The organism is Candidatus Enterovibrio escicola, assembly GCF_002464935.1.
Taxonomy (GTDB): domain Bacteria; phylum Pseudomonadota; class Gammaproteobacteria; order Enterobacterales; family Vibrionaceae; genus Enterovibrio; species Enterovibrio escicola.
In genome coordinates this window covers 20,436-47,064 of sequence record NZ_NBYY01000009.1, presented here as the reverse complement: position 1 = coordinate 47,064, position 26,629 = coordinate 20,436, and the positions used below count along the sequence as shown (strand labels likewise).

At 38.4% G+C, this 26,629-nt stretch carries 23 protein-coding genes, 1 other RNA gene and 13 pseudogenes; 19 read left to right on the top strand and 18 right to left on the bottom strand.

The annotated features are described in order from the left end of the window. Positions 1 to 64: 64 nt before the first annotated feature. Both BTN49_RS17055 and BTN49_RS17050 read right to left on the bottom strand, forming a co-directional pair. The gene (locus tag BTN49_RS17055) at positions 65 to 403 is read right to left on the bottom strand and encodes a subtilase family AB5 toxin binding subunit (RefSeq protein ID WP_223823995.1); all 339 of its coding nucleotides are present in this window, start codon (positions 401 to 403) and stop codon (positions 65 to 67) included. After that, positions 401 to 1,081: pseudogene (locus tag BTN49_RS17050) on the bottom strand (enterotoxin A family protein); the annotation flags it as partial. The gene BTN49_RS17055 and the pseudogene BTN49_RS17050, both read right to left, overlap by 3 nt. Before the next feature lie 459 nt (positions 1,082 to 1,540). Between BTN49_RS17050 and BTN49_RS01825 the strand changes: the two are divergent. Further along, positions 1,541 to 1,750: pseudogene (locus tag BTN49_RS01825) on the top strand (transposase); the annotation flags it as partial. A 26-nt stretch (positions 1,751 to 1,776) separates the two neighbouring features. Here BTN49_RS01825 and BTN49_RS01820 read toward each other — a convergent pair. From BTN49_RS01820 to BTN49_RS01815, 4 genes and pseudogenes are all read right to left on the bottom strand, one after another. Then, positions 1,777 to 2,712: a 2-dehydropantoate 2-reductase gene (locus BTN49_RS01820; RefSeq protein WP_097355774.1), complete on the bottom strand. Its 936-nt coding sequence runs from the start codon at positions 2,710 to 2,712 to the stop codon at positions 1,777 to 1,779. A 394-nt stretch (positions 2,713 to 3,106) separates the two neighbouring features. Further along, positions 3,107 to 3,229, bottom strand: coding sequence for a hypothetical protein (locus BTN49_RS18860; RefSeq protein WP_263363526.1), 123 nt, complete (start codon positions 3,227 to 3,229; stop codon positions 3,107 to 3,109). Continuing rightward, positions 3,201 to 3,290, bottom strand: a pseudogene (locus BTN49_RS21665) (transposase); the annotation flags it as partial. The gene BTN49_RS18860 and the pseudogene BTN49_RS21665, both read right to left, overlap by 29 nt. Next, positions 3,268 to 3,942: pseudogene (locus tag BTN49_RS01815) on the bottom strand (IS5 family transposase); the annotation flags it as partial. The pseudogenes BTN49_RS01815 and BTN49_RS21665, both read right to left, overlap by 23 nt. A 655-nt stretch (positions 3,943 to 4,597) precedes the next feature. Here BTN49_RS01815 and BTN49_RS01810 point away from each other — a divergent pair. The 4 genes and pseudogenes from BTN49_RS01810 to BTN49_RS01790 all read left to right on the top strand — a co-directional run. Beyond that, positions 4,598 to 5,169 (top strand): annotated as a pseudogene (locus BTN49_RS01810) (IS6 family transposase). Between the two features lie 259 nt (positions 5,170 to 5,428). Continuing rightward, positions 5,429 to 5,809: a response regulator gene (locus tag BTN49_RS01800; protein ID WP_097355772.1), complete on the top strand. Its 381-nt coding sequence runs from the start codon at positions 5,429 to 5,431 to the stop codon at positions 5,807 to 5,809. Positions 5,810 to 5,866: 57 nt separating this feature from the next. Further along, on the top strand, positions 5,867 to 7,444 hold the full coding sequence (locus BTN49_RS01795; protein ID WP_223823990.1) for a diguanylate cyclase: 1,578 nt from the start codon (positions 5,867 to 5,869) through the stop codon (positions 7,442 to 7,444). Between the two features lie 394 nt (positions 7,445 to 7,838). Further along, positions 7,839 to 8,358: pseudogene (locus tag BTN49_RS01790) on the top strand (DDE-type integrase/transposase/recombinase); the annotation flags it as partial. Between the two features lie 248 nt (positions 8,359 to 8,606). Here BTN49_RS01790 and BTN49_RS14695 read toward each other — a convergent pair. Continuing rightward, positions 8,607 to 8,870: a hypothetical protein gene (locus BTN49_RS14695; protein WP_199399279.1), complete on the bottom strand. Its 264-nt coding sequence runs from the start codon at positions 8,868 to 8,870 to the stop codon at positions 8,607 to 8,609. Positions 8,871 to 9,393: 523 nt separating this feature from the next. Further along, positions 9,394 to 9,519: a hypothetical protein gene (locus BTN49_RS18855; protein WP_263363781.1), complete on the bottom strand. Its 126-nt coding sequence runs from the start codon at positions 9,517 to 9,519 to the stop codon at positions 9,394 to 9,396. A gap of 12 nt (positions 9,520 to 9,531) precedes the next feature. Here BTN49_RS18855 and BTN49_RS19980 point away from each other — a divergent pair. After that, positions 9,532 to 10,396, top strand: a pseudogene (locus BTN49_RS19980) (IS982 family transposase). Between the two features lie 115 nt (positions 10,397 to 10,511). On the opposite strand, the gene BTN49_RS18850 reads toward BTN49_RS19980, so the two are convergent. The 4 genes and pseudogenes from BTN49_RS18850 to BTN49_RS19975 all read right to left on the bottom strand — a co-directional run bounded on the left by BTN49_RS18850 (position 10,512) and on the right by BTN49_RS19975 (position 14,307). After that, a complete protein-coding gene (locus tag BTN49_RS18850; RefSeq protein WP_263363779.1) occupies positions 10,512 to 10,643 on the bottom strand; it encodes a hypothetical protein in 132 nt (43 codons plus the stop codon). 178 nt (positions 10,644 to 10,821) lie between these two features. Continuing rightward, a pseudogene (locus tag BTN49_RS01775) lies at positions 10,822 to 11,004 on the bottom strand (transposase); the annotation flags it as partial. A gap of 904 nt (positions 11,005 to 11,908) precedes the next feature. After that, positions 11,909 to 13,498, bottom strand: a complete 1,590-nt coding sequence (gene prfC, locus BTN49_RS01770; protein ID WP_097355769.1) for a peptide chain release factor 3 — start codon at positions 13,496 to 13,498, stop codon at positions 11,909 to 11,911. 596 nt (positions 13,499 to 14,094) lie between these two features. Then, the gene (locus BTN49_RS19975) at positions 14,095 to 14,307 is read right to left on the bottom strand and encodes a helix-turn-helix domain-containing protein (RefSeq protein ID WP_097355768.1); all 213 of its coding nucleotides are present in this window, start codon (positions 14,305 to 14,307) and stop codon (positions 14,095 to 14,097) included. Between the two features lie 310 nt (positions 14,308 to 14,617). Between BTN49_RS19975 and BTN49_RS21660 the strand changes: the two are divergent. From BTN49_RS21660 to BTN49_RS18840, 11 genes and pseudogenes are all read left to right on the top strand, one after another. Further along, positions 14,618 to 15,500: pseudogene (locus BTN49_RS21660) on the top strand (IS982 family transposase). A gap of 141 nt (positions 15,501 to 15,641) precedes the next feature. Next, a complete protein-coding gene (gene serB, locus BTN49_RS01755) occupies positions 15,642 to 16,613 on the top strand; it encodes a phosphoserine phosphatase SerB (protein ID WP_097355767.1) in 972 nt (323 codons plus the stop codon). Between the two features lie 833 nt (positions 16,614 to 17,446). Further along, positions 17,447 to 18,260 (top strand): annotated as a pseudogene (locus tag BTN49_RS01745) (IS982 family transposase). A gap of 76 nt (positions 18,261 to 18,336) precedes the next feature. Next, on the top strand, positions 18,337 to 18,462 hold the full coding sequence (locus BTN49_RS18845; protein WP_263364195.1) for a hypothetical protein: 126 nt from the start codon (positions 18,337 to 18,339) through the stop codon (positions 18,460 to 18,462). Positions 18,463 to 18,544: 82 nt separating this feature from the next. Further along, the gene (locus BTN49_RS12635) at positions 18,545 to 18,853 is read left to right on the top strand and encodes a hypothetical protein (RefSeq protein ID WP_146679018.1); all 309 of its coding nucleotides are present in this window, start codon (positions 18,545 to 18,547) and stop codon (positions 18,851 to 18,853) included. 371 nt (positions 18,854 to 19,224) lie between these two features. Then, positions 19,225 to 19,728 (top strand): hypothetical protein, encoded by a 504-nt coding sequence (locus BTN49_RS14660; RefSeq protein ID WP_199399277.1) that lies wholly within the window; start codon positions 19,225 to 19,227, stop codon positions 19,726 to 19,728. 5 nt (positions 19,729 to 19,733) lie between these two features. Continuing rightward, the gene (locus tag BTN49_RS19970) at positions 19,734 to 19,811 is read left to right on the top strand and encodes an HNH endonuclease (RefSeq protein WP_199399320.1); all 78 of its coding nucleotides are present in this window, start codon (positions 19,734 to 19,736) and stop codon (positions 19,809 to 19,811) included. 121 nt (positions 19,812 to 19,932) lie between these two features. Then, positions 19,933 to 20,748: pseudogene (locus tag BTN49_RS17045) on the top strand (HsdM family class I SAM-dependent methyltransferase). A 213-nt stretch (positions 20,749 to 20,961) separates the two neighbouring features. Beyond that, a complete protein-coding gene (locus BTN49_RS14635) occupies positions 20,962 to 21,213 on the top strand; it encodes a hypothetical protein (RefSeq protein ID WP_199399274.1) in 252 nt (83 codons plus the stop codon). Further along, positions 21,203 to 21,526, top strand: a complete 324-nt coding sequence (locus tag BTN49_RS14630; protein ID WP_199399273.1) for a hypothetical protein — start codon at positions 21,203 to 21,205, stop codon at positions 21,524 to 21,526. Before BTN49_RS14635 ends, BTN49_RS14630 begins: the two co-directional genes overlap by 11 nt. 342 nt (positions 21,527 to 21,868) lie before the next feature. Further along, positions 21,869 to 21,994 carry a hypothetical protein gene (locus BTN49_RS18840; RefSeq protein ID WP_263363521.1) on the top strand — a complete coding sequence of 42 codons (126 nt, stop codon included), beginning with the start codon at positions 21,869 to 21,871 and terminating at the stop codon, positions 21,992 to 21,994. A gap of 319 nt (positions 21,995 to 22,313) precedes the next feature. Here the strand turns inward: BTN49_RS18840 and BTN49_RS01730 are convergent. From BTN49_RS01730 to smpB, 5 genes and pseudogenes are all read right to left on the bottom strand, one after another. Then, positions 22,314 to 23,140, bottom strand: a pseudogene (locus tag BTN49_RS01730) (IS982 family transposase). 148 nt (positions 23,141 to 23,288) lie between these two features. Then, entirely contained in the window at positions 23,289 to 23,663 is a 375-nt protein-coding gene (locus BTN49_RS01725) for a phage integrase central domain-containing protein (RefSeq protein WP_097355765.1), read from the bottom strand. 24 nt (positions 23,664 to 23,687) lie between these two features. After that, positions 23,688 to 23,921 carry an integrase arm-type DNA-binding domain-containing protein gene (locus BTN49_RS19965; RefSeq protein WP_223823838.1) on the bottom strand — a complete coding sequence of 78 codons (234 nt, stop codon included), beginning with the start codon at positions 23,919 to 23,921 and terminating at the stop codon, positions 23,688 to 23,690. Between the two features lie 252 nt (positions 23,922 to 24,173). Beyond that, positions 24,174 to 24,540, bottom strand: a transfer-messenger RNA (tmRNA) gene (gene ssrA / locus BTN49_RS01720). 46 nt (positions 24,541 to 24,586) lie between these two features. Beyond that, positions 24,587 to 25,072: an SsrA-binding protein SmpB gene (smpB, locus tag BTN49_RS01715; protein WP_097356044.1), complete on the bottom strand. Its 486-nt coding sequence runs from the start codon at positions 25,070 to 25,072 to the stop codon at positions 24,587 to 24,589. A gap of 196 nt (positions 25,073 to 25,268) precedes the next feature. On the opposite strand from smpB, the gene BTN49_RS01710 reads away from it, so the two are divergent. Beyond that, positions 25,269 to 25,700 (top strand): SRPBCC family protein, encoded by a 432-nt coding sequence (locus BTN49_RS01710; RefSeq protein WP_097355764.1) that lies wholly within the window; start codon positions 25,269 to 25,271, stop codon positions 25,698 to 25,700. Continuing rightward, entirely contained in the window at positions 25,693 to 26,058 is a 366-nt protein-coding gene (locus tag BTN49_RS01705; RefSeq protein WP_097355763.1) for an RnfH family protein, read from the top strand. The genes BTN49_RS01710 and BTN49_RS01705 overlap by 8 nt, the downstream gene beginning before the upstream one ends. Before the next feature lie 237 nt (positions 26,059 to 26,295). Here the strand turns inward: BTN49_RS01705 and BTN49_RS14625 are convergent. Further along, positions 26,296 to 26,461 (bottom strand): annotated as a pseudogene (locus BTN49_RS14625) (transposase); the annotation flags it as partial. Between the last annotated feature and the right edge of the window lie 168 nt (positions 26,462 to 26,629).

Genomic DNA, 26,629 nt, shown 5'->3' with positions numbered 1-26,629 from the left:
AAGTTATGCATAATAAAAACAAATATGTACAGGAGAACAGGTTTAGTTCAATTTTTGGAGGACGTCAATCAACATAACCTATTTGGACTTCAATGCCAGATAACTCTGTAGAAGAAAACCTTGAAATAATATCATACTCGTTCCAGATATTATTCCTAATGTGGAGGAATACACTAACTTTATTATCGTATACGAATCTAGATAATGAGTATAATGTTTTAAACATTACACTACTTTCCCCAAGAATAGAAAATGTACAAGCTGTATTCTTATCTTCTCCCTGTTTATTAGTGTGTTCTATACATAAAAATGGACCATTTTTGTAATTATACTTATATTGTTCAACGTGTATTGAATGAATCAACTTAAGTTCTTTAGAAAGTAATCCTTGATTAAATATCATATCCTTAAAACTTTTTAATCTTTCCTGAGACAGAGTATCAGTTTGATCTATACACGTAATGCTCCTCAGGTCTGACGCACACTTCTCAGGAGCGTAGCTTCTCCATGGTTCTTCTCTCCATGTTCTATGTCCATCAGGAAATCCAGCTAATCCATATGCGTCCACGGTTGGTGCTATACTCAGTGGACTAAATAAAATTCTGGAATATTCAGGGTTAGCAGTCATTGCTACATCTACAACCCCATAACTTACTCTGTACCAGCCAATAATTTAGCTCAATGGAACACCCCTTAGAGCAGCAAACTCAAATTCTCCTGGATGGGGAGAATAACGTCCAAGCACAGCATTGACATCTAATATATTTGGCGCAGAATCAATAACGTATATATAGTAAACAGATAGACCACTAAGCACATTCTGTCCGATACGAAGAGCAGACCTCATGGAATGTGTAGTGGATACATATCCATCATCAAACCGTGTATTTCCTGTAAGGACGTTTCCTATAGTATGGCTATACAAGCTTATATCTTGAGGCTTTCCATATTCATATTCATTATCTTGACCACGCGATAATAAGCCTTTACTTCTTATTATCTCATTTGGAGTACGACCATCGGCTCGAAAGTAATCTTCAGAAAAAGACTTGTTAATGGAAAACGATAAAATGATTAGAATAAAAAATAACGCACTAATGGAGAACTTTTGATATGCATATATACTCTTCAGTTATGTTCAATATGCCAAAATAATTTGAGGTTTCTTGATTTAAAATGGCATCAAAACATTCAATTATAAGTGAGTTATAACACCAATCAAAAAATACAAACCTTAAAATAACTAGGCTTAAAAAGCCTCGCTTATACAGATCTAAAATTAGCTACGTTATAGATAAATCATGAATAATAATATTATTAAATGACTTATAAGCTCCGCTTATTTATTGTCTCCTACTATCAGTACTAATGAAAGAGTTAAAACTGTATTTAGTAAGATAAAGATTGAAGAATACGTGTTTTCTCTAGATTTATTCTAGATATTAATCAATAATAATTTGTTTATATATCGTCATTTCTAGAATATCTGAACTAATCGTAATTCCTACGATCAGATAATTATGGAGTTAAGCTGGAGGTGATGATTGGAAATAATATAAATCAAGCATTAGTAAACCGTGGCTCAATCACTTTTTGGATAGATGACGCAGCCATTAAGGTATGGCATTGTCTAAAGCATCAAGGTCATCGTGGATGTTGGTTTATATTTTCCGATCACTCGATTGAAACGGCACTGATGGTTAAAGGTATGTTTAAGTTCCCACTTCGTAGATTAGAAGGCTTTCTAGATTTAGATATTTGGGAAACAACGCCATGTTAACTTATATTTTTTCGATACCTAGTGCTAGAAAAATGAGTATACTGACGTTTATCATAGGAACACTCTAGATTCTTTATCTCTTGGTATAGTGAGACGTTTAGGGGAACGTGAATACTATAATATTTAGCACGAGATATAAGGTATCCCGTGATAAAATCGATCTCTGATGGCCGTTTAAAGAACACATCGCGATTCATAGAACAATAGTTATTTGCGGTTGCCCGCGCGACCGCCAAACTGAGTTCTAATATTTCCTCCTTACTAAGGTTAATTTTCTCCTTACGTGCAACTTCAGCAAACTCACCACTTAATTGCTCAAGTTTCTTATGCCAAATTTTTTTTATCAGTTCTCCATTTGCAATTTGATTAAGGGCACTTAGCGGATTGATCAGGCAATTAATAGCTAATTTCCGCCAAAGAGCATGCTTTATTTCTTCTTCCCAAAAGCAAGGGGCGAGCGCATGATGGAAAACATCGGCTATAAAGCTATACTGCTTCCCCGCATCATTCACACCCCCAAGCCGAGTTTCACCGATACCATTATGTTTAATTTCGACTTTCGATAGTTTAAAGCTTGCTTGAGCCGTTGTAGCAAGTATTACTGGTGTAGTTCCTAATCGTGTCAATACAGCCTCAGAGATTCCCATGCCGTTATACATAAAAATAACCAATGCATTTAGATTAAGATAAGGTAAAATTGCGTCAAGTGCCCCCACTACCTGGAATATTTTAACACAAAATAGAATGCAGTCACTATCTAACAGTAGCTGAACATTGTTTGAAGAGAAAGTCTCTTTTGTCCCATCTTTTAGTCCGAGCTCAATAGTGGGCCGAAAGTCACGTGTCCAAACATGGATATAGTGTCCAGCTTGATGTAGCTTCAATGCCCAAAGTGAGCCGATTGCACCCGCACCAACAAGGGTTATCCTCATTACCTATCCTTTCTTATATTTAATACCAAAAATGATACTATTGTTTATAAATGATGTTTATCATTACGCTCCTGCTTAAATATAAAAATAACACCTTCTGATGCATTAATAATGCTAGTTATGTTAGCATTTCCTCGTAAAAACAACAGGTAAGACTAGTTACCAATGGATATTAAAAAATAATGGTATAATACATTTTTATTTAAATTTGGTTCTATATCTAGAGATTCTCAAAATTGTTTCGATTCATGGTCATGTATTAATAGGTTGTTTTTCAGTCGTTGTTGATTAAATAAAGCTTATAATGCACTGATCTAAATCTTTTTTACAGTTTTAATTATCTGCAAGCGAACAGGCATATCCAGTTTTATAACTTTGTTCAACGTTTTCATATTTAACAGAGTTTCACCAATTTGAGTCTTGTCATTAAGCGCAGATCTGCAGTAATAGCGTGCTTATCAAACCTAGTCATCTTGATACTCGGCTTCTTTGATTGAGATAATGCCACCTTGATCATTGACTATGAGGTATAATTTAAAACCGTAAAACCACCCATTCCTCCCAGTATCCCGTGTTGCTTCGAGGTGGAATATGGGGCGTTATTCCTTTGTTTTTTAGTCGTGGTGACACGCTTTTGTGTCATAGGTTCTATAAGCACTGATTGGCTGTATCTTGCGTCGTAATGGGTTAAGCAATGTAGGTAAAACCTCATTGTCCCCCACAGAAACTATGCTAACTTCTGCAGCAATAACTTCATGAGTAGACACATCAACGGCAAGATGAAATTTGCACCAGATACGCCAATTTCCCTTACCGTATTTACGCGTGTTCCATTCACTTTCTGCGTATACCTTAATGCCTATGGCATCAATGATGAGGTGGGCGACAGCTCCTTAACTCGACAAACGGTACTTAACTTCTACGGTCTTCGAATACTTACTAATGCAACTGTATGTAGGGGATTTCAGCGGGACGTTTATCAACGTAAAAACTGAATTAAGAAAGCCTTTTAATCCAAGGAAGTAAAAGCTTAAAAATACCTTTCACCATCAGTATCGTTTCAATCGCGGTCTCCGAAAATATAAACCCACGGTCACGATGGACGTGATGCTTTAGATAATGCCATGTTTTAATGGCAGCGATGTCTATCACAAAAGTGACTGAGCCTAGGTTTATTAATGCTTGATTATATTGTGTCCAGTTGTTGATCTTGTGCTTGATCTTTCCCATCATCACCTCCTGCTTAACTCCATGATTATCTGATCGTAGAAATTACGATTAGTTCAGATATATGGGAAACAACGCCATTGGATCATAGAAATTCAGGAAAAAGAAAGAACAATGAATGTGTAATCGGAAAATATTCCTTATATAAGGAAAAGAAATACTGTAACGGTTAAGTTTCACAGTTTAATAAAGATAAGAATGGATAGCCAAGAGGTAATAAATACAACCATACCAGTAAAAATTATATTGTGTATTTCTGAATGCTTACTACATATTGGTAACATCAAACGACTAACTACTTACTAAAAGCCCTAATCCGATGAAAGTAAACATCTAATCATAGTCTGTGAAAGACAAACTAAACTGATTTTATAATATAAATGAACTAAATACGGAATACATGACAAAGCATGTTTTTTCAATGACTGCTCGTCAAGTAGACGAGCATGAAATTTTGATTTATATAAATATTTTATAATTTTCAAACAGCAACTTTAATTAGATCTATTTATTTATATGATTATTTGTTTCTTGATAGAGCCAAGTGTATATTGTCAATATAAAAAACAATAGATACCATAATAATAAAATTTACTGGTTTTATCGCAAACTGGAGTGCTAAGTTATGATCTCATCAGCATTCATTATTTCTAGCATTATGCTTAGCAACTTTTCTGGTTACCATTTTTCTTCCGACATCATCCTCCAGGCTGTTTGCTATTACGTTTCTTATACACTCAGTTACCGTAAAATCGAAGAGATCATTGCCGAGTTTGGTATTAATGCTGATCACTCAACTATCAATCGGCGGATTATAACATATGCTCTTTTACTGGAACATCCAGTTCATCAAATAAAGAACCCTGTCACCTCTTCATGGCGGATGGACGAAACATATATCAACGTCCAAGGTCAGTTAAAGTATTACTATCTAGTAGTCAATAAGTGCGGTAATGACGTTAATTTTTTACTTTGCGATCACCGTGATGGAAAAGTGGCTCGCGCCCTTTTTATCATGGCAATTAGGCCATAACGATGTACGCGGAAAGATTCTGATTGATAAGAGTTATGCAAATGCTAACGCCTCATAATATCAACATTCAATTCTGGTTTACAGAAAAGATGTTTAACTTAATTGAAGTACTTCAAGTTAAGTACTTTAACGATCTAGTCGAGCAAAGCCACCAGAAAGTAAAAGATAATATGTATCAGTGCCTAGGATGGAAATAAGATGAAGGAGCCACCTCAATACTCGCACACATAGAACTGTGGTTGATGATTAAAAATGGACAGTTCGACAACCAAGATGGTTTATCTGTTTGGGATAAATTCCGCGCGCCTGCAGCCAAATTGCATTTAATAATCAGTATGTTACTACTTCTGCATAACTTTGCGACAAAACCTGATAAAAAAGCTAATATTTGCAGCAAAAGGCTCAAACATGAAGTATGTATTATACTTAAAACGATCGGTAAACAGGAGCAAAATAATGTCCGTACCCATTCAGATTCTATACGTTGAAGACGATGAAGACATTCGCGATATTGCAGAGATGACACTCGATGAAAAAGACTTTGCTTTGGTCGTATGCGAGTCCGGCAATGTAGCACTAGAAAAAGGTGCTCTCATAGGGCCAGATGTGTTTCTACTAGATGTAATGATGCCAGTTATGGATGGACCGACAACACTCGTTAAATTGCGAAAATTCTCACATCTAACAACAACACCCGCTATCTTCATGACTGCCAAAGTTCAACAAAATGAAATTGATGTTTATCGTAAATTGGGCGCCATTGGTGTGATCAGTAAGCCATTTGATCCTATGGAACTAGGCGATGAAATAAAACACCTGCTTGATGGAGTACTGTGAGTGAGATCATCACAACTTAAAAAATTCCAAAAGCATCAAAATAAGTTTTTACAGAATATGCCAAAACGGATAGCCCAAATCCAATTAATTTGGAAAACCGTTCAACATGCGCCATCAGATAGCTTGACTGAACTTGAGGAATTCGCTCAAGAGTCACATAAACTTGCTGGCACCGCCATCACATTGGGATTCGTAGATCTTGGTAAACGAGGTCGAGATATTGAAATTTTGTTAAAACCATTTTTGGAGAATAAGACCCTTCCGAAAGGAGACGAAGTCATTGACGCAATAGTAACATCATTGAATGAGATATCCGACATAGCACCAAAACAACCCGTTGAAATGACGTATGGTGAAGTGAGTCTGCTACATGAAATACACAAAAAAAAACAATTGACCTACGTGATATCCAGCCAAGAAGAAGACACCAGAGAGATGATAGAGCAGTTGCAGAAGATTGACTATGACATCAGTTTCTTTGCCAATACAAGTGAACTTGGCGATGCTATCAAGCAGGCAACCCCATCCGTGATCATCGCTGACTTACGTGAATTTAATTTACTTGATGATATTTCACAAGTATGGCGAAAAGAGAGTGGTGTTCCGTTGGTCGTATTATGTCCCACAGAGTGTTGGAGAAGCCGTCTTAATGTGGCCCAAGCTGGTGCCTTTTCCTTCATACAGAAACCGATTGAATATGATGATTTACTGATGGTTTTAGACAATATCTTGGAAGCGAAGCATGTTCAATATCACGTATTGATCGTTGATGATGACCGTGTCATTGCCGAACACTACTCAATCGTCCTTCAAGCAGCGGGGATGAAGACATTACTTCTTGAAAATATGGAGCATCTTCTTGATGAAATCGGTGAGTTCAATCCAGATATCGTATTGATGGATCTTTACATGCCTGATTGCTCAGGTATTGATGCAGTTTGTGTTATTCGTCAGCACTTGTCCCACACTAACCTACCTATTGTGTACATTTCAGGCGAAACTGATTTAAAAATGCAAATGGAGGCATTACAAGTTGGCGCTGATGATTTTCTTATTAAACCTATCAATGATATACACCTAACACAGGCCGTTTCTATTCGTGCAAAACGATTTCGAAAGCTCAGTACCTTGATGGACAGAGACAGTTTGACAGGTCTTCTAAATCACTCTAACTTAAAGGTTGCACTGGAGCGAGAACTTTCTCGTGCGCGGCGGCATGCAGCCAATGTCAGTTTCGCGATGATTGATATTGACCATTTCAAGTTGGTCAACGATAAATACGGTCATCCTGTTGGGGATAAAGTCATCAAAGGCGTTGCAAGGCGACTTAACTACCGCTTCAGGAAAACTGACACCGTTGCTCGTTACGGCGGTGAAGAGTTCGCCCTCGTGTTGCCAGATACATCTACAGACATTGCGCTGGAACTTGTTAATGAATTTCGAGTGACCTTTTCTAAAACACCATTTTCCAATGGATCTGAAACCTTTTATACCACGCTAAGTGCTGGGATAGCGACGTTTCCTGAATTTCAATCTCTTGAGACAATCATTGAAGCAGCAGACTCTTCACTTTATCTCGCCAAGGAAAAGGGACGAAATCGCGTTGTGACCCATGTAGAACTAGGATTCGGGTAACAAAAAAGCACAAACAAAATGAAAGCTAGTATCCGTATATCGTTACAATTCAGATACAGCCCAAGGTATATACCCGCGATCATTTAAGATGTTTTATTTTCAATAAAATCAAGATCAAGCTACGCGATATGAAAGTAACTTTGACAAAAAAGAAAAACAAACACTCTAAATCAAGCATGATACAACGCGTGATGGTCGCGTCTGAAACTGCATACAAAACGATACTGCTTATACTCGATGGTTGAGGTACTGCGATGATTTTTTAAGTTATGATCATCCATGAGATAACCGTCTTTCTCCACCTTAAAACTATGAACAGTCTAAAAAACTAGGATTTTATCGCAAATTGGAGTACTAAGTGATGATCTCATCATCATTCATTATTTCTAGCATTATGACTATCAACTTTTATGGTCGCTACTTTCCTTCCGACATCATCCTCTAGGTTGTTTGTTATTACGTTTTTTATACACTCAGTTACCGTAAAATCGAACGAGATCATGCTAAGATGAGTATCAATGCTGATCATCGGTGTGTTATCAGAAATATCCTCCTTTACTGGAATATAAGGCTCGCCGAATAAAGAAGCCTATCGCCTCTTAGTGGCGGATAGACGTGATATATATCAACGTCAAAGGTTAGTGGAAGTATTCCTATCTGGCTATTTGATAAGTTAGGTAATGTCATTAATTTTCTACTGTGCGAACACTTTATTCAACAAAGCAATAGACCATAACTGGTTACCTGAAAGGGTGGTGATTAATGGGAGTAGTACCAATGTATTAGCACTGCATAATATCAACATACAACTCTACTTGGCGGGGAGGAAGCTCAACTTGATCGAAGTACTTCAAGTCAAGTATTTGAATAACGTGATCGAGAAAATTCACCAGAAAGTCAAAGGTAAGATGCATCAGTGCTTAGGATGGATATTAAATGAAGGCGTCACCGCAACACTCGCTGGTATAAAGTTATAATCGATGATTAAAAATGGACAGTTCCATAGTGCATAGGGTTTATCTATTTCACCCTCGTTTATCTGAAATGCACAGGTGGTTATATCTTAAACCACCATTAAATATTCAAAAAACATCGTTAGCAAAAAAACATCGTTAGGAGATCGATCTCAAAGACTCAATCTACCACATGTATTGAGGATGTGCTATATCTTGGTATTTTCCTCATTACTGACCTCGTTGAAGTTAGTTCCTTTGGATAAAAGTTGCCTTATCAAACCATTGGTATGCTCATTAAAACCCCGAACACCTAATCGATAAGGTTTTGCAAAATAGAAATCAGCGTCAGTAATCTCAGCAACTTCTTCATGACCTGTAAACTCTGTACCCGCCTGCTTATTTGGTATCTTTAATGATGCGGCAGAGTTTATTGGCTTTATCCACCACGGTAAGAAAAAAATTTGGACCAAATCCCGACGACAGTGTCAATTCCGGAATGACCAAACTCGGTCTTTTCGTCTTAAATATCAGGCTATTTCTCAATACTAACACGGTTCTTTATCTTTACTTTATCGCCGTTGCTCATTTTGATTTTGTAGGGTTTGCGATGATGAGGAAGATCCTTGTCTAGTACCTAGTAATTACCACTATCATGTTGTATATACTGGGAAGGTGTGTTTTTACTTAGCATCACATAGTGCTTCAGAGCCAGTTTGCCGCTAATGACATCGGGTGATGTGTGCATGCTGAGATACTCATGAATGAATGCCTTCATTCTCTTTGAAATACAGTTAAAACCCCGCCTGTTCGTGGCGGTGGGACGTGTTTTTTTAGCCTGTTTTAATGCAAGGTGATAACAGTATATTCTGTAAGAATTATCTGGGATATGGCGCTTGATGTCTCGACTGATAGTGGAGTAAACACAATTAAGTGTTCGGGTAATCTGACTAAAGGAATCACCTTCAGCCAATCTTTTTTACAGTTTTAATTTGTCTATTGGCAAACAGGCATATCGAATCTTAGAACTTGGTTCATTGCTTTCACATTTGCCAGCGCTTCACTAACTTGAACATTATAATTAACCTGAGTTGCGCATAATAAATGAACTATTGACTGCATAAGGATGTGGGCATGAATAACTTAGATGCTGTGGTCATCAATGTTGACGACTTTTGCTAGACTTTACTTTCTGCATGGAAAAACACCCAATTTCTTCCGGTTTCAAACAAAGAAACAAGCCTTTTCGCCTCTCTGTTAGCGAAGTGATGACGATAGTGATAGCTTTCCATCAATCGGAGTATCGAGACTTTAAAACCTATTACATCCACTTTGTTTACCGTTATCTCACCAACGAATTTCCTGAATTAGTTAGCTACACGAGAATGCTCAAATTCATGTAATGCATTCTGGTTCCGCTTTACTCTTATCTCACTCACCGTCAGGCAAGGCCGACAGAAATTGCCTTCGTTAATTCGTCCAAGCCACAGGTTTGTCATAACCTACGCATTCTCAGACATCAGATTTTTAAAGGTACTGCGAAGCGAGAAAAAGGAAGGATGTGGTGGTTTTACGTCTTCAAATTATACCTCATGGTCAATGATCAAGGTGGCATTATCTTAATCAAAGTAACAACGGCTAACGTGGATGATAGAAAGCCTGTATCGGAAATGGTTGACGAGCTTTGGGCGTGTTTACACGGAGATGAAGGTTATCTCTCTGATCCATTGGAGCGAGAACTCGTAGACAAGGGAGTGACACTGATAACGGGTATGAAAAAAACATGAAACCCAAAGTGGTGAAACTTAGGAACCGCCTGATGCTCTGGAAACGATTTATTATCGAACCTGTTTTTGATCAACTAAAAAATATATCCCAAATCAAACATTCGCGACACTGTAATTATATCAGCTTTATGGTCAACTTGCTAGCAGGGCTTATCGCGTATTCATTTCAACCAAAGAAGCCGAGCATCAGGATGAATAGATTTGATCATTAAGCGCTTATGCAGATCTGAGGTTAATTACGAAGAGTGAGTTTAGGGTTGAGCAACTGTTTATACCGAAATATTACTGTCTCTGTTAATGAGCGTTTATGATAACCACTGTCCTTTTCTACTTTGTCAGTTTGTTCTCTTTCAACGCCTTTACAGCTTCATTTATAATATGCCCTTCCTCCCAGTCCCCCGCGTTGCTTAGAGGTGGAATATTGTGTGTTATTCCTTTATTTTTAGTACGTGATGACACGCTCTTGTGTCATATAGCTAAATGATTATTATATGGCACCATGCGCGAATGGATTAATAGTTTAACCTCATTATCACTCATCGACATTAGGCCAATTTCGGTGGCGATAACCTCATAAGTAGACACATCAACCAGAAGATGAAATTTGCGCCAGATACGCAGCTTCTCCTTCCCGTGTTTACGTGTTATATACCTTTAGATTTCTAACATCAATAATGACGTGGGCGACAGCTCTTCGACTCGGCAAACGATACTTAACTTTTACGTTCTTAGAACGCTTACTACTACGAGTATATGTAGAGAATTTCAGTGGAACATTCATCAACATAAGAACCGAATTGGGAAAGCCTTCTAATTCACGAACTGGAAGCTTTTAAATACCTTTCACCATCAGTAGTGGTGTTTCAATCGCGGGATCGAAAAATACAAACCCACGGTCATTCTGACCGTGATGCTTCGAACAACGCCCATGCCTTAATGGCAGTGTTACCTACCTAAAAAGTGACTGAGCCATAGTTTACTAATCCTTGATTTATATGATTTCCAGTTGTTGATCTTGTGTTTGACTTTTCCCAGCATCACCTCCCTATTAATTCCATGTTGATTTGATCGTAGGAATTACGATTAGTTTTAATACTTGGAAAACAACGCCCTTGAAAGGCAAGAAGGTTTATTTCTTACTCTGAAAGCTGAAACGTGGTATTTTTTCCAAGCAGGCAGGAAAAATTGATAAAAATCGACAGTAGCGATGACAACCATGTCTAGATCCTCCATGCTAAAGCCATTTTGTGACTGATGCTTTGATTCAAACTATCAGATCACATCTCGGGCGCTTAGTTCATTTCTTATACGTAGTTCAGGTTGATTTAAGCTGTTTTTTACTTATTCAGAATATCATATTTCACCAGTTACTACATCTTCCTTAACTTCTTAGTTATTGTCTCCAGCACACTATCTCACATCATACCAACTAACTTTTATCTGTCGTATAACATCGTTATCAAGTTGATACGTCACAGATATATCTTGGCTCTTTGCGCTTATATAGATCTCTATTCAACCCAACTAAGGGTATAAGTGCGCCCATGTTGCCGTTAAATTCCCATGAAATCAACTGACTATTCCTATGAAAATTCACATAAAAGTGAATGCAATCATGACCTGATAAATCGAATAACTTCAAGTTATATTGGTATATATATTACCTAAAGTATACAAGAATTCGTCTTAAAAACGACTTACATTCTATTTGCACTGTTGCTATTTTAGCAGTGTTCACGAATCGTACGGAAGTGAACATCCGGATGACGTTCTTGCATCAAATTGAGATTAACCATGGTTGGTGCAATGTAAGTTAGATTATTGCCACCGTCCAATGCAAGGTTTATTTCGTTCTTCCGCTTGAAATAATCCAGTTTTTTACCGTCTGAACATTCTATCCATCGAGCAGTTACAACGTTAACCGGCTCGTAAATCGCATCCACGTTGTACTCAGATTTAAGTCGTGCCACCACCACGTCAAACTGCAAAACACCCACCGCGCCAACAATTAAATTATTAGATACTAACGGACGGAAGATCTGCACCGCACCTTCTTCAGACATCTGTATTAATCCCTTCAGCAATTGTTTCTGTTTCAAGGGATCACGCAGACGAATGCGACGGAACAATTCAGGCGCGAAATTTGGAATACCGGAAAATTTAAGAGCTTCACCTTGAGTAAATGTATCACCAATCTGAATCGTACCGTGATTGTGTAAACCAATGATATCACCTGCGAATGCCTCAGCAGTACGAGACCGATTTCCAGCCATAAAGGTAACCGCCTCTGAAATAGAAACAGTTCTTCCTGTGCGCACATGTTTCATTTTCATACCTTGGGTATATTTACCTGACACAATTCGCATGAACGCAATACGGTCACGGTGTTTTGGATCCATGTTTGCTTGGATTTTGAACACAAAACCACTAAATCTTGTTTCGGTCGATTTAACCTCACGTTCGTGTGTTTGACGCGATAACGGTTTTGGTGCCCAGTCAGTCAAACCGTCCAACATGTGGTCGACACCAAAGTTACCTAATGCAGTACCAAAGAACACTGGGGTCAATTTACCACGCAGGAACTGTTCTTTATTAAATCCATGTGACACGCCGAGAACCAGTTCTAGTTCGTCACGCAATTGCTGAGCAAGATAATAACCGATAGCTAAATCAAGTTCAGGGTTATCGAGGCCTTTAATGATCCGCTTTTCCTGAATGATGTGACCTTTCCCTGATTGATAAAGGACAGACTCACCACGGTGAATGTGGAACACCCCTTTAAATTCTTTACCACTTCCGATTGGCCAAGACACTGGTGTACATACAATTTGTAATTCGCTTTCAACTTCATCAATAAGTTCCATCGCATCATGAATATCACGATCCAATTTGTTCATAAAAGTGATAATTGGGGTATCTCGAAGACGTGTCACTTCCATCAGCTTACGTGTGCGATATTCTACACCTTTTGCAGCATCAATAACCATCAAACAAGAGTCAACGGCAGTCAGAGTGCGGTACGTGTCTTCCGAGAAATCTTCGTGTCCTGGGGTATCCAATAAGTTGACAAAACAATCCTTGTAGGGGAATTGCATGACAGACGTGGTAATCGAAATACCACGTTCTTTTTCTATTTCCATCCAGTCTGACTTAGCATATCGGTTAGAACCACGACTTTTAACGGTACCTGCTTGCTGGATTGCGTTTCCATACAACAGTACCTTTTCTGTAATCGTTGTTTTACCAGCATCTGGATGAGAAATGATCGCAAAGGTTCTGCGTTTTTCAATTTGTTGAATAAAGTCTAAATCCATTGATTTTAAATCCTATTTATGTATATACCAAAATAACTTGAAGATTCAGGTTTGAGTACCTGAAATATTTCGTTTATTCAAGATGCCAAAGAGTTTCCAATCTCTGGAAGAGTTGCAGTGCAAGAATAGTTAATGCTCTCTTTGAAATCACGTTTGTTTTTAAAGTAAATGTTGTTCCTCGTCCTTTCATTTATCACTTTCAAAAGCCTTTGATTGAAATCAGATTTAGATCGTAAGGCGATAGATAGTGAAGCTAGATATTGAGGATTAATTTAGCTATTCTAAATAGGTCACTTCGGTGTTACCGGACTCCGTCAAGGATTATATGCAGCTTATGACTCTGATGGGTAATCGTTTCTCAACTTGCAGAAAAAACTAACCCTCTTTACGTTGTCAATGGTGTGATATTCGCCGACAACTATATTTTTAATAGTTAGAAAGATTGAGCGCATCAATAATATTAGATAACTGAGGATCTATAATAGTTTTAAGTACTTTATCTTGTCCCGTACATATTCATACATGGGTGATTCTTGTAACATTCGTTGGATGGACGGTGTCAATTTATACAACGGCTACATCCTTGATGTAGCCGGTTATGCGCTCATTATAGTGACGGACGAAAGATGGGGTTCTACGTTAAATCTTTGGGGGACACTTTTAGGCATCTTATGACTGAAGCCATTGTGATGGAACCATTTAAGCATGCTAGTAATTGTATATTTTACGCCAAATTGATATTCAACAGACGCTACAATTTGAAAGGTATGATGATAAGGACACTCTCTGAGATGCTCGATGAACACCATGGCGTCGGTGGTTGGAAGGTAGTTGTTTGAACTCCCATTCTCAGGCTTTATCTTTGTAGACTATTCATCGTCTTTGATATGGGTATTTCATAGATGTAGACCGCCTTGCGGTTTGCACAATAAAGCCTAGTGAATTATACATAACTTCAAATGCTCAAAATACTAGGCTTATAATGATATTTAAAGAGAGTTTTACTTTGTAACCATCCAACTGGATAGTTAACTTGAGCTGAGCTCAAGAAATGAACTAAATGTCACAGTCTCGATCTGATCGTTTGAAAGAAACCATTGTCTGTATAAGGACTTGAGCATGAATAACTTAGACGCTATTTTCGTCGATGCCGACAATTTCTGCTAGACTTTCCTTCCTGCATGAAAAAATACCTAATTCCTTCCGGTATCAAACAAAGAAACAAGCCTTCTCGCCTCTCAGTTAGCGAAGTGATGACGATAGTGATAGCGTTCCATCAATCGAAGTATCAAAACTTAAAAATCCATTACATCCACTTTGTTTGGTACTATCTCACCAACGAATTTCCTGAATTAGTTAGCTACACGAAGATGCTTAAGCTCATGCAAGGTGTTCTGGTTTTGCTTTGCTCTTACCTCACTCACCGTCAGGCAAGACCGATAGAGATTGCCTTTGTTGATTCGTCCAAGCTACAGGTTTATTACAACCTACGCATTTTCAGATAGCAGGTTTTTAAAGGTACCGAGCAGCGAGGAAAAGGAACGATGGGGTGGTTTTAGGCCTTTAAATTACACCTCATTAACAATGATCAAGGTAGTATTATCTCAGTCCAAGTGACGACGATTAACTTGGATGATAGAAAGCTTATATCGGAAATGACTGACGAGTTTTGGGGTGTTTCTACGGAGATAAATTTTATATCAATGGTCCATTGGAGCGGCAACTTACAGACAAGTGAGTGATACTGATAACGGGTGTAAAAACAAACATGAAACCCAAAGTGATGAAACTTTGGAACTGCCTAATACTCCGGAAATGATTTATTATTGAAACCGTTTTTGACCAACTAAAAACATCTTCAAAATCTAGCACTCTCGGCACCGTAGTTGTATCAGTTTTATGGTCAACTTGCTGGCGGAGCTCATCGCGTATTCATTTAAACCTAAAGAAGCCGAGTATCAAGATGACTCGGCTTGATAAGCAAGCGCTTATGCAGATCTGAGGTTAATTAGATATTACAACTCGGAAAGAATTTAAGTCAGAATGGTATCACTAGAATTTATGTTAATGTATCTGCCGTTTTATTGTTGAACGAGTTTGTACATCAAAGATAAATAGCCCCTGATTATTAAGGATTTCTTCAATGGATAGCTCTTCAGTTTTCACAATAAGAAAACACACTAATCTATTAACCAAATTCCCTTCTCTTTGCTATTTTCAACCATCGGATTTTAACCAAGCTGGTTGGTTATTGTTTGGTCTTCATATCAGCCCTGCTTCTCTTGTTGATTTTGCATGTTTCAGTGGTCTACCAGTTGAACCGTTGGCTGGCTGGATGGTCGGACCATACGAAGTGCTGTTAATGCGAGGGGAAGTAAGACCAGACATCGTTGCTTTGACTGATGCGTTGTCACTAGATTGTGTACCGTTGTATAATATTCCAAAGCTATACGAGCCTGGGTTAGCTTTGTTCGATATGGACTCTACCGTGATTCAAATTGAGTGTATTGATGAGATCGCCAAATTAGTAGGCGTGGGAGACAAAGTTTCGGCTATTACAGAACAGGTGATGCAAGGAGAACTTGATTTTGAGGAAAGCCTTAGGAAACGTGTATTGATCCTGAAAGGCACGGATGTGTCTATTCTTGAGCAAGTTAGATGCACATTACCGTTGATGCCTGGGATGCGTCTCCTTACTGCATCATTACAAACACGCGGTTGGAAAGTAGCTATTGCCTCTGGTGGTTTTTCTTGGTTTTCTGATTTCTTGTGTGAAAGCTTGTCACTTTCTTATGCTGAGTCTAATCAACTAGTGATTGAGAATGGAAAACTCACAGGGGAAGTTACCGGACGGGTGGTGGATGCACAACGTAAAGCCGATATATTGCTTGATCTTACCAATCGTTATGAGTTGGGTATTGAAAATACCATTGCGGTCGGAGACGGAGTAAATGATCTTAAAATGATGTCGGTTGCAGGGTTGGGAATTGCTTATCACGCTAAATTAAAAGTGCAGCAAGAGGCTCAAGTGGTGATCAGACATGCGACGCTAGGTGGGGTACTTTGCGTACTGTCCGCCTCACTATTGCGACAAGGATTTAACTGGAAGGAGTGATCTTAACCCTTCCAGCACCGTATCCTAGTTAGGAGTACGCCAAATACGGTCACATCTTCCCCGATAAACGTCAAAAAAGAAGAGCTAGCGGCTTAGGCTGTTATCTTGGAAGCTAGGTATTTTAGTGCCGAGTAGTTCACAAAGTTAAAAATAATATGTACTTATTTATAATTTGTTCAAAAAATTTTTTTTGTAGATAAAGAAGGTATTGAGTGTGTTATTGCACACTATCTCTGCACCCATTTTTTCATGGAACTTAATTACTTTCTTATTTTCATTTCGTATATAACAATGAGACTGTTTAAACCCTAATGTGTAAAAACATAAACTCATAAACACAGAATGCTGATTCAATTGCCGTTTTTCTTGGAGAATTAGGAGATACCATCCAACGTCCCCAACAAAAAGAATTTCTTTTAAAGTCATATATTCTTACTGTACCTAGTTGGTTTATCTTCAAATTCCTAATAATAAAGTAAAACTACTGATCGTAGAGCTTCTCGTTTTTTATAATCTATATACCATGTTTGCTGAGTTAAAAGATCTGTAGAAGTTTCAGAGAAAAAACTATTTAAACTTTCATTTAATTTAAAGATAAAATAAACTCAGCATCATCAACATTAGCCAGTGTGAGCACAATGTCTTTACATGAACTAATTATTATGTTGTCAGTGGACTTATTTAACCTGATCTGCGCATAAGAAATGAACTAAATGCTAAAGTTGCAATCTGACTGTTTGAAAAAACTATTGATTGCATAAGGACTCGTCATGAATAACTGAGACGTTGTTTTCGTTGATGTCGATGACTTCTACTAGACTTTCCTCCCTAGCATGGTAAAAACACCTCATTTCTTCCGGTATCAAAAAAGAAACAAGCTTTCTCGTCTTTCAGTTAGCGAAGTGATGACGATAGTGATAGCTTTTCATCAATCTGGATATCGAGGCTTCAAAACTTATTACATCCACTTTATTTGTCGCTACCTCACCAATGAATTTCTTGAATTAGTTAGTTACACGAAGATGCTCAAACTAATGCAAGCTGTCCTAGTTCCGCTTTGCTCTTACCTCAGTCACCGTAAGGAAAGGTCGACAGGGATTGCCTGTGTCGATTCGTCTAAGCTACAGGTTTGTCACAACCTAGGCATTCTCAGACATCAGGTTTTTAAAAGTACCAAGAATTGAGAGAAAGGAACGATGGGGTGGTTCTACGGTTTCAAATTACGCCTTATTATCAATGACCAAGGTGGCCTTATCTCAGTCAAAGGGACTGTGAGGCTAACGTTGATGATAGAAAGCCTGTATCGGAAATGATTGACGAGCGTTGTGGGTGTTTATACGGAGATAAAGCTTATATCTCTGGTCCATTGGATCGGGAACTTGCAGATAAGGGAGTGACACTGATAACGGGTATAAAAAACATGAAACCCAAAGTGATGAAACTTTGGAACTGCCTGATGCTCCGGAAACGATTTATTATTGAAACCGTTTTGACCAACTAAAAAACATATCCTAAATCGAGTATTCTCGGCACCGTAATTCTATCAGCTTTATGGTCAACTTGCTAGCGGGGCTTATCTCGTATTTATTTCAACCAAAGAAGCCGAGTATCAAGATGACTAGGTTTAATAAGCAAGTGTTTATGTAGATCTGAGATTAAATATCAATATAAGCACTTAGAAATCAGCATGACGTTGGTATATAGCCATCGAGGTTAAAACAGAATGGCAGAACTGATTTGTTTAACTAAAAGCTTTGAAGTATATCTAACTGAGCAAGTGATGACAGACATGGTCAGTCCTTGCAAAGCAAGGACACTTGGTTGGTCGTGGTCGTCAGAAATTTATTGAGAGACTAAAGCAACTCCTTGGCCATGATATTGAAAGTGGTGTATCACCACACTTTACCAATATGCAGTAGTTATTGGCTTACATGGCTAAGCATTCTTCTAATTTTAGGAGACTCTCTCATGGTTATTGTACTAAATGGACTAGCTGTAAAGTTCGCAATGCGGCAGATCCGAGCTATTGTATCAACTGTGACTCTTATCTCGCAAAGCCTAAGTATTTACCTAATTGGTTAGTGATCAAGAAGCGTTGTGAACAACAGTTGGCTGTATTTGAACAATTTCCACCTGAAATACAACCGGGATTCTCTTCATTTCAAGGTGCGTTAATCGATAATTTACATGCGTCCAATAACATTATTGAACAACTGGAAATCAATGTTAAGGAAGCTTAATGGAAACGGACACAAAAAAGCTTATTGAAGACATTATCACCGAGATGATTGAAACTGGTGAAAAAATAAAGGTAAGTCGAGTTGCAGAAAAAGCAGGTGTATCTAATGCGCTTATTTAGAATCGTTATTCTGAATCAAAATTACGAATTCAAACAGATAAAGAAACTCATCAAAGCCAAAAGATATTAAGTTGAAGCAACAACTGAGGTTGAAAACCTTAAGTTTAAACTGATTAAAGCGAAGGAAAAACAAGAAGAATCTGAGTTGATGGCTTGCTCGTATCAAAAGCAAAATGAGCAGTTGTGGGAACATATCCAACAAGTTTACTCGATGTATGACCAAGTGCTTGCGGAGCGAAATGACTTTGCTGAGTGTTTGAAGTTTATGGGTTAGTCGTAAAAGGTAAATGTGCAAGGAGCAGTGTCCTGATTGAGCAAGAAAGTGAGTTTAAGTTTTCCCTCGTTAACCAAAAAGCACGGAAGCTGACAACAGGTATAGCGACAAGCTATATCGACTATTTGAACAATGTGACAAACCATCTTAGTATAGATATAATCTTAAGTACTGTCGTGTCCGAAAACGATATCTGTAATATTGAAAGCCAGCTATCAGAAACAGAGAGGCTAGATGGATCTAGAAGGAACTGCAAGTCTGCAATGAAGGCTTACTTAGAGTTTCAAGCTCAATCAAAGCGTATGGATATATCAATTTACCATGATGAAATAGACCGTCATTTTGAAGGTTCATCAAAACAGGTTACCGTCAATAAATACGAAAGAAACACCAAAGTAAGAAAGGCGTGTATTAACCACTATCAAGCGGTTTGCCAAGTTTATAATCTCAATTTTCTGAAGTTAACGAAGAATATGAAGTAGACCCAATTAATAATCTTGTGCCTGTTTGTCCAAACTGCCATGTAATGTTACACCGTAGGTCACCTGCTATACACTGTCAGTGAGTCGAAAGCGATAATATTGTCACTCTGCCATAGAGGTGACAAACGCCTCTACTACCTTCCAGTTTCCGCCAAATATTTGCGAATTACTTGACATAAAACTGTTACATGGTTCACGACCTTATTGAGTGGAGATGTAATAGTTTTAGAAAAGCTCCAAAATTCTATTATCTATACGCCTGCTGAAGTGGTTTGCTCATGTGTTGAAATATGTGATCCACAAAAAGGCATGAGTGTATACGATCCAAAAGTTGGTTTAGGCGGTATGCTTATTTAAATGCACGATTACTTACGTGAAAATGGTAGCTGTGCTGATGAAATGATTTTATATGGTTAGGAAAAGATTGGTACCACATGGTCTATCTGTAAAATGAACATGCTTCTCCACGAAATTTACCACTCAGATATTCGCCAAGAAGATACACTTCGTAAACCATAACATTTAAATAAAGATAATGCATTAAAGCATTTCGACCGAGTGGTTGCGAACCCTAATTTCAGCCAAAACTATATTAAGAAAAACCTTAAAGTCCCAAGTCGTTTTCACGTTATGTTACCTAAAAAAGGTAAAAAATCAGATTTAATGTTTGTACAGCATATGCTTGCTGTATTTAAGCAAAATGGCCGATTAGCGACAGTCATGCCCCATGGAGTGTTATTCCGAATCGGTGAAGAACGTGATGCTCGCAAACACTTTATAATTAATGGTTACCTAGAGGCGTTTATTGGCTTGCCGAGCAGTTTATTCTATGGGACGGGTATACCTGCGTGTATTTTACTGATGAACAAAGTAGGCGCAGTTGATCGTGATCATGTTTTATTTATTATAACTAATCGTAAATATCGTGAAGGTAAAGCAGAGAACCATTTACGCCCCGAAGATATTGATAAAATCATCCCCGCGTATCGTTCAGGAGGTAATATTCCTGCTTATGCGTGATTAGTACTGCATACAGAGATCGCAGAAGAAGATTATAACTGCAACATTCGTCATTATATCGATAATGCTACCGCACCAGAACCTCAAAATGTGTGTGTACACTTGCACGGTGATGTTCCTATTGTTGGGGTTGATAACTTAGAACTCTTCTGGTCAAACTACCCATAATTGCGTAAAGATGCTTTTGTAGTAAGAGATGATACGTACGTTGATTTGGCATCAGCTATTGCTGATAAACGTGAAATAGCTGACTTTATTACAACTCATCAAGGTGTCACTGAACGACATGAACAGCTTATGGATCAGCTGGATGCATGGTGGCAAGTCAACTTACCGATAGTTGAAACGTTAGCGCCTGATCCTGAAAACCAACATGATATTCGTGGTAACAATGTTTATGAAATGCGTAGTGAGTTGCTTACTAGCATCGAAAAAGAACTATTTAAAACAAAATTTGTTAACTAACTACCAAGTACGCGGCGCTTTTGCCAATTATGTAGATGAACAAAAATCTGATTTCAAATCTATTGCAGCAAGTGGCTATGGTGATCAGTCTCAAGCTAGTTTGTCAGAATTACAGACGCTTTTTGCGGCATCTAACGAAGAAGACTTTGACGATACTGAATATAGTGGTGTGATGACTTCTGAAGAAATAAAAATTAAAAAAGAAGATTTAAAAGCAGTTAATGCCGAATGGAAAGCGCATCTAAAGGAAATAAAAGCACTCGCGACAAATCTTTTTATTGAACTCCAAGTATTAGGTTTTTTACCAAAATGAGCTAAAAAAGCATTTTATTGCACTGAAGGTTTAGGGCAAAAAGATCCATAATTTGATAACGGCTAACGTATTATTGATTTAGCAGAATAGCTAGGACATCAATCCGAGTATGCTCAGCCTCTCATAGAGGCTAAAACGCAAGGGGAAAAAGTCACTTGAACGCAGCCAGTTAATTATCTTAAGCCTAGAGTGCCACAAAGAAATAGAAGACGAAGTTAAAGCACTTAAAGCAAATATCAAAGGCATTGAAAGTAAACGTGATGATTTGGTTGAGAGTGCTCGTAAAAAATTTCTAAAGATGAAGCGCGTGTAGTCATCATTAAACGTTTACGTTTAACTTTGATGAATACATACAGAGCGTATCTTCGAGCAGAGCAACGTGCATGTATAAAAGCCATTGAAAATTTATGGTCAAAGTTCTCAGTGACTGCAAAGATTATTGAACAAGAGCGGGAATACAGCTTTTGAATAACTTAAGCCTTTATGATGGAGTTAGGCTATGAGTGATTGGAATACTTTACCTCTTAGCGCTTTAGTTTCTTTTCAAAAAGGAAAAAAGTTGAAACTAGTTCATATTTACTTCCTAGTTATAGTACTTACTTGGGTACAAATTCATTGAGTGGGAATAAAAGTGTTTATGCATCGACATACTTAGCTGTCCAAGCAAATACTAACGATGTACTTATACTGTGGGATGCTGAATGAAATGGCTTAGTTGGCTATGGATTAGAGGGAGTTGTTTCATCTACTGTTTCTAAACGTTCTCTCAATAAGAAAATCTTAATATTTAACCTTCAATCTGCATAAGCGCTTGTTTATCAAACCTAGTCATCTTGATACTCGGCTTCTTTGGTTGAAATGAATACGCGATAATCCCCGCCAGCAAGTTGACCAGAAAGCTGATACAACTACGGTGCCGAGAATGTTTGATTTAGGATATGTTTTTTAGTTGGTCAAAAACGGTTTCAATAATAAAGCGTTTCCGGAGCATCAGGCAGTTCCAAAGTTTCATCACTTTGGGTTTCATGTTTTTTTATACCCGTTATCAGTGTCACTCCCTTCTCTGCAAGTTCCCGATCCAATGGACCAGAGATATAAGCTTTATCTCCGTATAAACACCCCCAAAGCTCGTCAACCATTTCCGATATGGGCTTTCTATCATCCACGTTATTCGCCGTCCCTTTGACTGAGATAATGCCACCTTGGTCATTGATAATAAGGCGTAATTTGAAACCGTAGAACCACCCCCTCGTTCCTTTTCCTCGATTCTTGGTACTTTTAAAAACCTGATGTCTGAGAATGCCTAGGTTGTGACAAACCTGTAGCTTAGACGAATCAACGAAGGCAATCCCTGTCGACCTTTCCTTACGGTGACTGAGGTAAGAGTAAAGCGGAACTAGGATAGCTTGCATGAGTTTGAGCATCCTCGTGTAACTAACTAATTTCAGGAAATTCATTGGTGAGGTAGCGACAAACAAAGTGGATGTAATAAGTTTTGAAGTCTCGATATCCAGATTGATAAAAAGCTATCACTATCGTCATCACTTCACTAACTGAAAGACGAGAAAGCCTGTTTCTTTTTTGATACCGGAAGAAATGAGGTGTTTTTACCATGCTAGGGAGGAAAGTCTAGTAGAAGTCATCGACGAAAACGGCATCTAAGTTATTCATGCCCAACTCCTTGTGTAGTCAATAGGTTATTTCAAACGATCAGATCGCGACTTTAGCATTTAGTTCATTTCGTATGCGCAGATCAGGTTAGTTATGTGGCTGATACTCGCAGGGTGAGCGAACGCATAATAGTTGGTAATTCATTAGGAGAAATAGAAGTCATGTTTTTCTTTTTTGGGTCCGCAAAAGCGGTATTGATTTTTGCTAAAAGATTAGCATCAATTAATCCTATATTCACTGAATAATACATAATTTCATTTATGCACTGGCATAAACGTTTAACTGTTTCTAGGTTACCCTTGGCTGTGATGGGCTTGATGGCTGAAATAGCATGGGTAGCTTTGACTCGTGTAATCGGCATATTTCCAATGGATGGAAATATGTGAAGCTCTAAAGAGCGCCAAATATCATTTGGGTAGTCCGTTGAGACTTCAAATTTTTTTACCTCAAGCCACTTTGCAGCCACAGATTGGAGGGAGTTTTCTGCTTCTTACACACCTTTGCGAACTAACTCCTCTCGATATTCCACGGTATCAATATTTTGATAAAGTAAGGTATTAAATTCTTCTCGTTTGCCTCTGGCTTGAGCGAGCGAGATTGAGGAGTACTGATCTATAGTTATCTTAGAGCGTTTCTTGGTGAATGGTCTCTTGTAGGTGAACAACCAAACTTTTTCCCAGAAGATCTTAGGATAGAGTGAGGTTGTTACCGTCGTACAGAACATACTCTTTGCCTTGTGCTTTTGATGATTTAATTCCCTTGTCTGTAAGTGGTTTTACTAGCTTAGCCATGAAACACCCCTCTTTGCTTCTATAACACCAAGATTCGATTACATATCATTCTTGGTGTTATTGTAGGTGCCACGTTAATGATATGTTATGAAAGCTTAAAAGACATTTATAGATACAAAAAACCTGCAATTCCTTGAAGGAAAGCAGGTTTTTGATATTTCATGATACTTCATGAAGTAGGTATTTGGTGGAGCTGGCGGGAGTTGAACCCGCGTCCAAAATTAGTTCAACTAATGGCACTACATGCTTAGTCTAATCTTTATTCTCGTCATGGTGCTACGGATAGACACGCCACACATAGACATACCTAAATTAGATTTAGCGTTTCCGCTCTTAGGTCAAAGCTTCCACGTGAGTCTGTCTGGGTTTGACTGCTCTTGATCTCCGTCCTACAGACAAAGGCTAGAGAGGGCAGGCTCTGACAGGTTATTAAGCTGCTAGAGCGTAGTTTTCGTCGTTTGCGACTATTTTTTTGCGGCTTTTTACGAGGCAAACCGCCCCTCGGCATGCTCCACGAGCCTTCTTAATCCTGTCGAATCCTGAATCAGCCCCATAATCTAATAAATTATTCTAGCATAGTGCTTTGCTTCGTCAACGATTATCTAGTTGCATGCTTCATTATACGTGCTTTGTCGCGCAGCCAATCACGATCCTTAGCCGAGTCACGTTTGTCGTGCAATTTCTTACCTTTAGCTAAACCTATCTTGAGTTTAGCCCAAGAATGTTTCCAATACATGGATAAGGCGATGACTGTGTAACCCTCTCGGTTTACTTTTCCGATCAGAGAGTTTAACTCGCGGCGTTTAAGTAGTAGTTTCCGGATACGTGTCGAATTTGAGACTACGTGAGTAGATGTAGCATTGAGTGGCGTGATTGTGGCTCCTGACATATATGCTTCACCTCCCTTAAAAAAAATATAGCTTTCCGCGATGTTGACCTTACCAGCCCTGAGGGATTTCACCTCCCAGCCTTGCAGTTCAAGTCCTACTTCTATGTCATCTTGAATGAAGTAATCGTGCCGAGCTTGGCGATTCTGTGCAATTGTATTGTTGCCCGTTTTATTCCTTGAATTTTTTTTTATCATAATGATAACATTATACAGATGGAGAGGAATCAATGAAATACCTTTTATCAGATGTTATACAGTTTGACAAACTCACTAAAATTAAAGGATAAGTGAACAGGGAAATAGATATACCGATATCAATGGATTCTAAGACATATTTGGTTAAATACTTCTCAGTGATATAATGTCTATTATTGAACCATTAGGAGATCTTATGCCGAGAATTACGCGTTTTGCACTTGTTCCATACAGTGCAGAGAAAATGTTTGAACTTGTTAATGACGTAGAATCTTACCCGTCGTTTTTACCTGGCTGTGCAAGTTCACAGGTTCTAGAATCGAGTCTCAATGCGATGACAGCTTCGGTAGAGCTAGCTAAAGCTGGCATTCGGAAAAGATTTACGACTCGCAATGAGTTAGTAACGGGTGAAGCCATCAATATGGAATTGGTTAATGGCCCTTTCCAAAGGTTGGTGGGTGGCTGGAGTTTTAGGTCATTGGATGTTAATGCCTGTAAAATCGAGCTTAATTTGGATTTTGAATTCACTAATTGCTTGATTGGAATGGCATTTGGCCAGATGTTTAACGAGCTAGTTATAAACATGATGAAGGCGTTTCCTCAACGTGCACGAATCATTTATGAGTGAGGAAAAACGGCTATACATTGAAGTAGTGTATGCTTTACCTGATGAACAATATGTCTTCAAATGCAGTGTGACATCAGACATGAACGTTGAAGACATCATTCGTCAATCTGGCGTGATGGAAGCTTATTCTGACATCGATTTAGACCACAACAAGGTGGGTATTTTTAGTCGCTTGGTCAAGCTCGATACACTGGTGCATGATGGTGATCGCATTGAAATTTATCGTCCGCTGGTAGCCGATCCAAAAGAGATCCGCCGTCGGCGTGCTGAGCGTGCAAAATTAGAAGGTTATGCTGATCCGGTCACCGGTGGTAGAGTAAATCCGAACCGAAAAAAGATTAAGTTCGAGGAAATATAAGGTGTTCGAATAGGTATTTTTACACCACGATCAATACCAATAGTATTTTTTTCTAAATACTCTTTTGTTGAACCTTGAAGCAATGCCAAATACTCAGAATTTGCTTGATAGATCTGACTAATCTTTTCCATTCTCATAACAGAAAGACACATAATAGTGACCCCAGATTTTTAAGAAAGGGGGCTCCCTCCTCCTTCGGAGGAGAGGCAAATTTCTTAAGCGCGAACGCTTAATGCGGCCTCTCCTGTTGCTGATGTATTGTTTTATCACATCTAACGGAGCACCTCCACAGGTTCCCGCAAAACAACTCCGATTCCAGAGAACATTTATGGCTAAACGCACCCGCAATATCATTAAACTCCCATCGAAGTATTTTGGAACTAACGGCTTTAAGTGAGTTAACTTCAGATCTGCATAAGGACTTATTCAGTCAATAGTTTATTTTAAACGATTAGATCGCGACTTTGGCATTTAGTTCATTTCTTATGCAGAGCTCAGGTTAAACAGATAAACCTTCTTGGTTGTCGGGCTGTATCTTTTTTAAGCTTTTGTGCCACTGTCGGTTGATGTT

Bases quoted from the DNA above. Each gene is read 5' to 3' on its own strand.
- BTN49_RS17055 (WP_223823995.1), bottom strand. From the start codon at position 403: ATGATATTTAATCAAGGATTACTTTCTAAAGAACTTAAGTTGATTCAT.
- BTN49_RS01820 (WP_097355774.1), bottom strand. From the start codon at position 2,712: ATGAGGATAACCCTTGTTGGTGCGGGTGCAATCGGCTCACTTTGGGCA.
- BTN49_RS18860 (WP_263363526.1), bottom strand. From the start codon at position 3,229: ATGATCAAGGTGGCATTATCTCAATCAAAGAAGCCGAGTATCAAGATG.
- BTN49_RS01800 (WP_097355772.1), top strand. From the start codon at position 5,429: ATGTCCGTACCCATTCAGATTCTATACGTTGAAGACGATGAAGACATT.
- BTN49_RS01795 (WP_223823990.1), top strand. From the start codon at position 5,867: ATGCCAAAACGGATAGCCCAAATCCAATTAATTTGGAAAACCGTTCAA.
- BTN49_RS18855 (WP_263363781.1), bottom strand. From the start codon at position 9,519: ATGCAGTCAATAGTTCATTTATTATGCGCAACTCAGGTTAATTATAAT.
- prfC (WP_097355769.1), bottom strand. From the start codon at position 13,498: ATGGATTTAGACTTTATTCAACAAATTGAAAAACGCAGAACCTTTGCG.
- BTN49_RS19975 (WP_097355768.1), bottom strand. From the start codon at position 14,307: ATGGTGTTCATCGAGCATCTCAGAGAGTGTCCTTATCATCATACCTTT.
- serB (WP_097355767.1), top strand. From the start codon at position 15,642: ATGGATAGCTCTTCAGTTTTCACAATAAGAAAACACACTAATCTATTA.
- BTN49_RS18845 (WP_263364195.1), top strand. From the start codon at position 18,337: ATGGCAGAACTGATTTGTTTAACTAAAAGCTTTGAAGTATATCTAACT.
- BTN49_RS12635 (WP_146679018.1), top strand. From the start codon at position 18,545: ATGGCTAAGCATTCTTCTAATTTTAGGAGACTCTCTCATGGTTATTGT.
- BTN49_RS18840 (WP_263363521.1), top strand. From the start codon at position 21,869: ATGAATACATACAGAGCGTATCTTCGAGCAGAGCAACGTGCATGTATA.
- BTN49_RS19965 (WP_223823838.1), bottom strand. From the start codon at position 23,921: ATGTTCTGTACGACGGTAACAACCTCACTCTATCCTAAGATCTTCTGG.
- smpB (WP_097356044.1), bottom strand. From the start codon at position 25,072: ATGATAAAAAAAAATTCAAGGAATAAAACGGGCAACAATACAATTGCA.
- BTN49_RS01710 (WP_097355764.1), top strand. From the start codon at position 25,269: ATGCCGAGAATTACGCGTTTTGCACTTGTTCCATACAGTGCAGAGAAA.
- BTN49_RS01705 (WP_097355763.1), top strand. From the start codon at position 25,693: ATGAGTGAGGAAAAACGGCTATACATTGAAGTAGTGTATGCTTTACCT.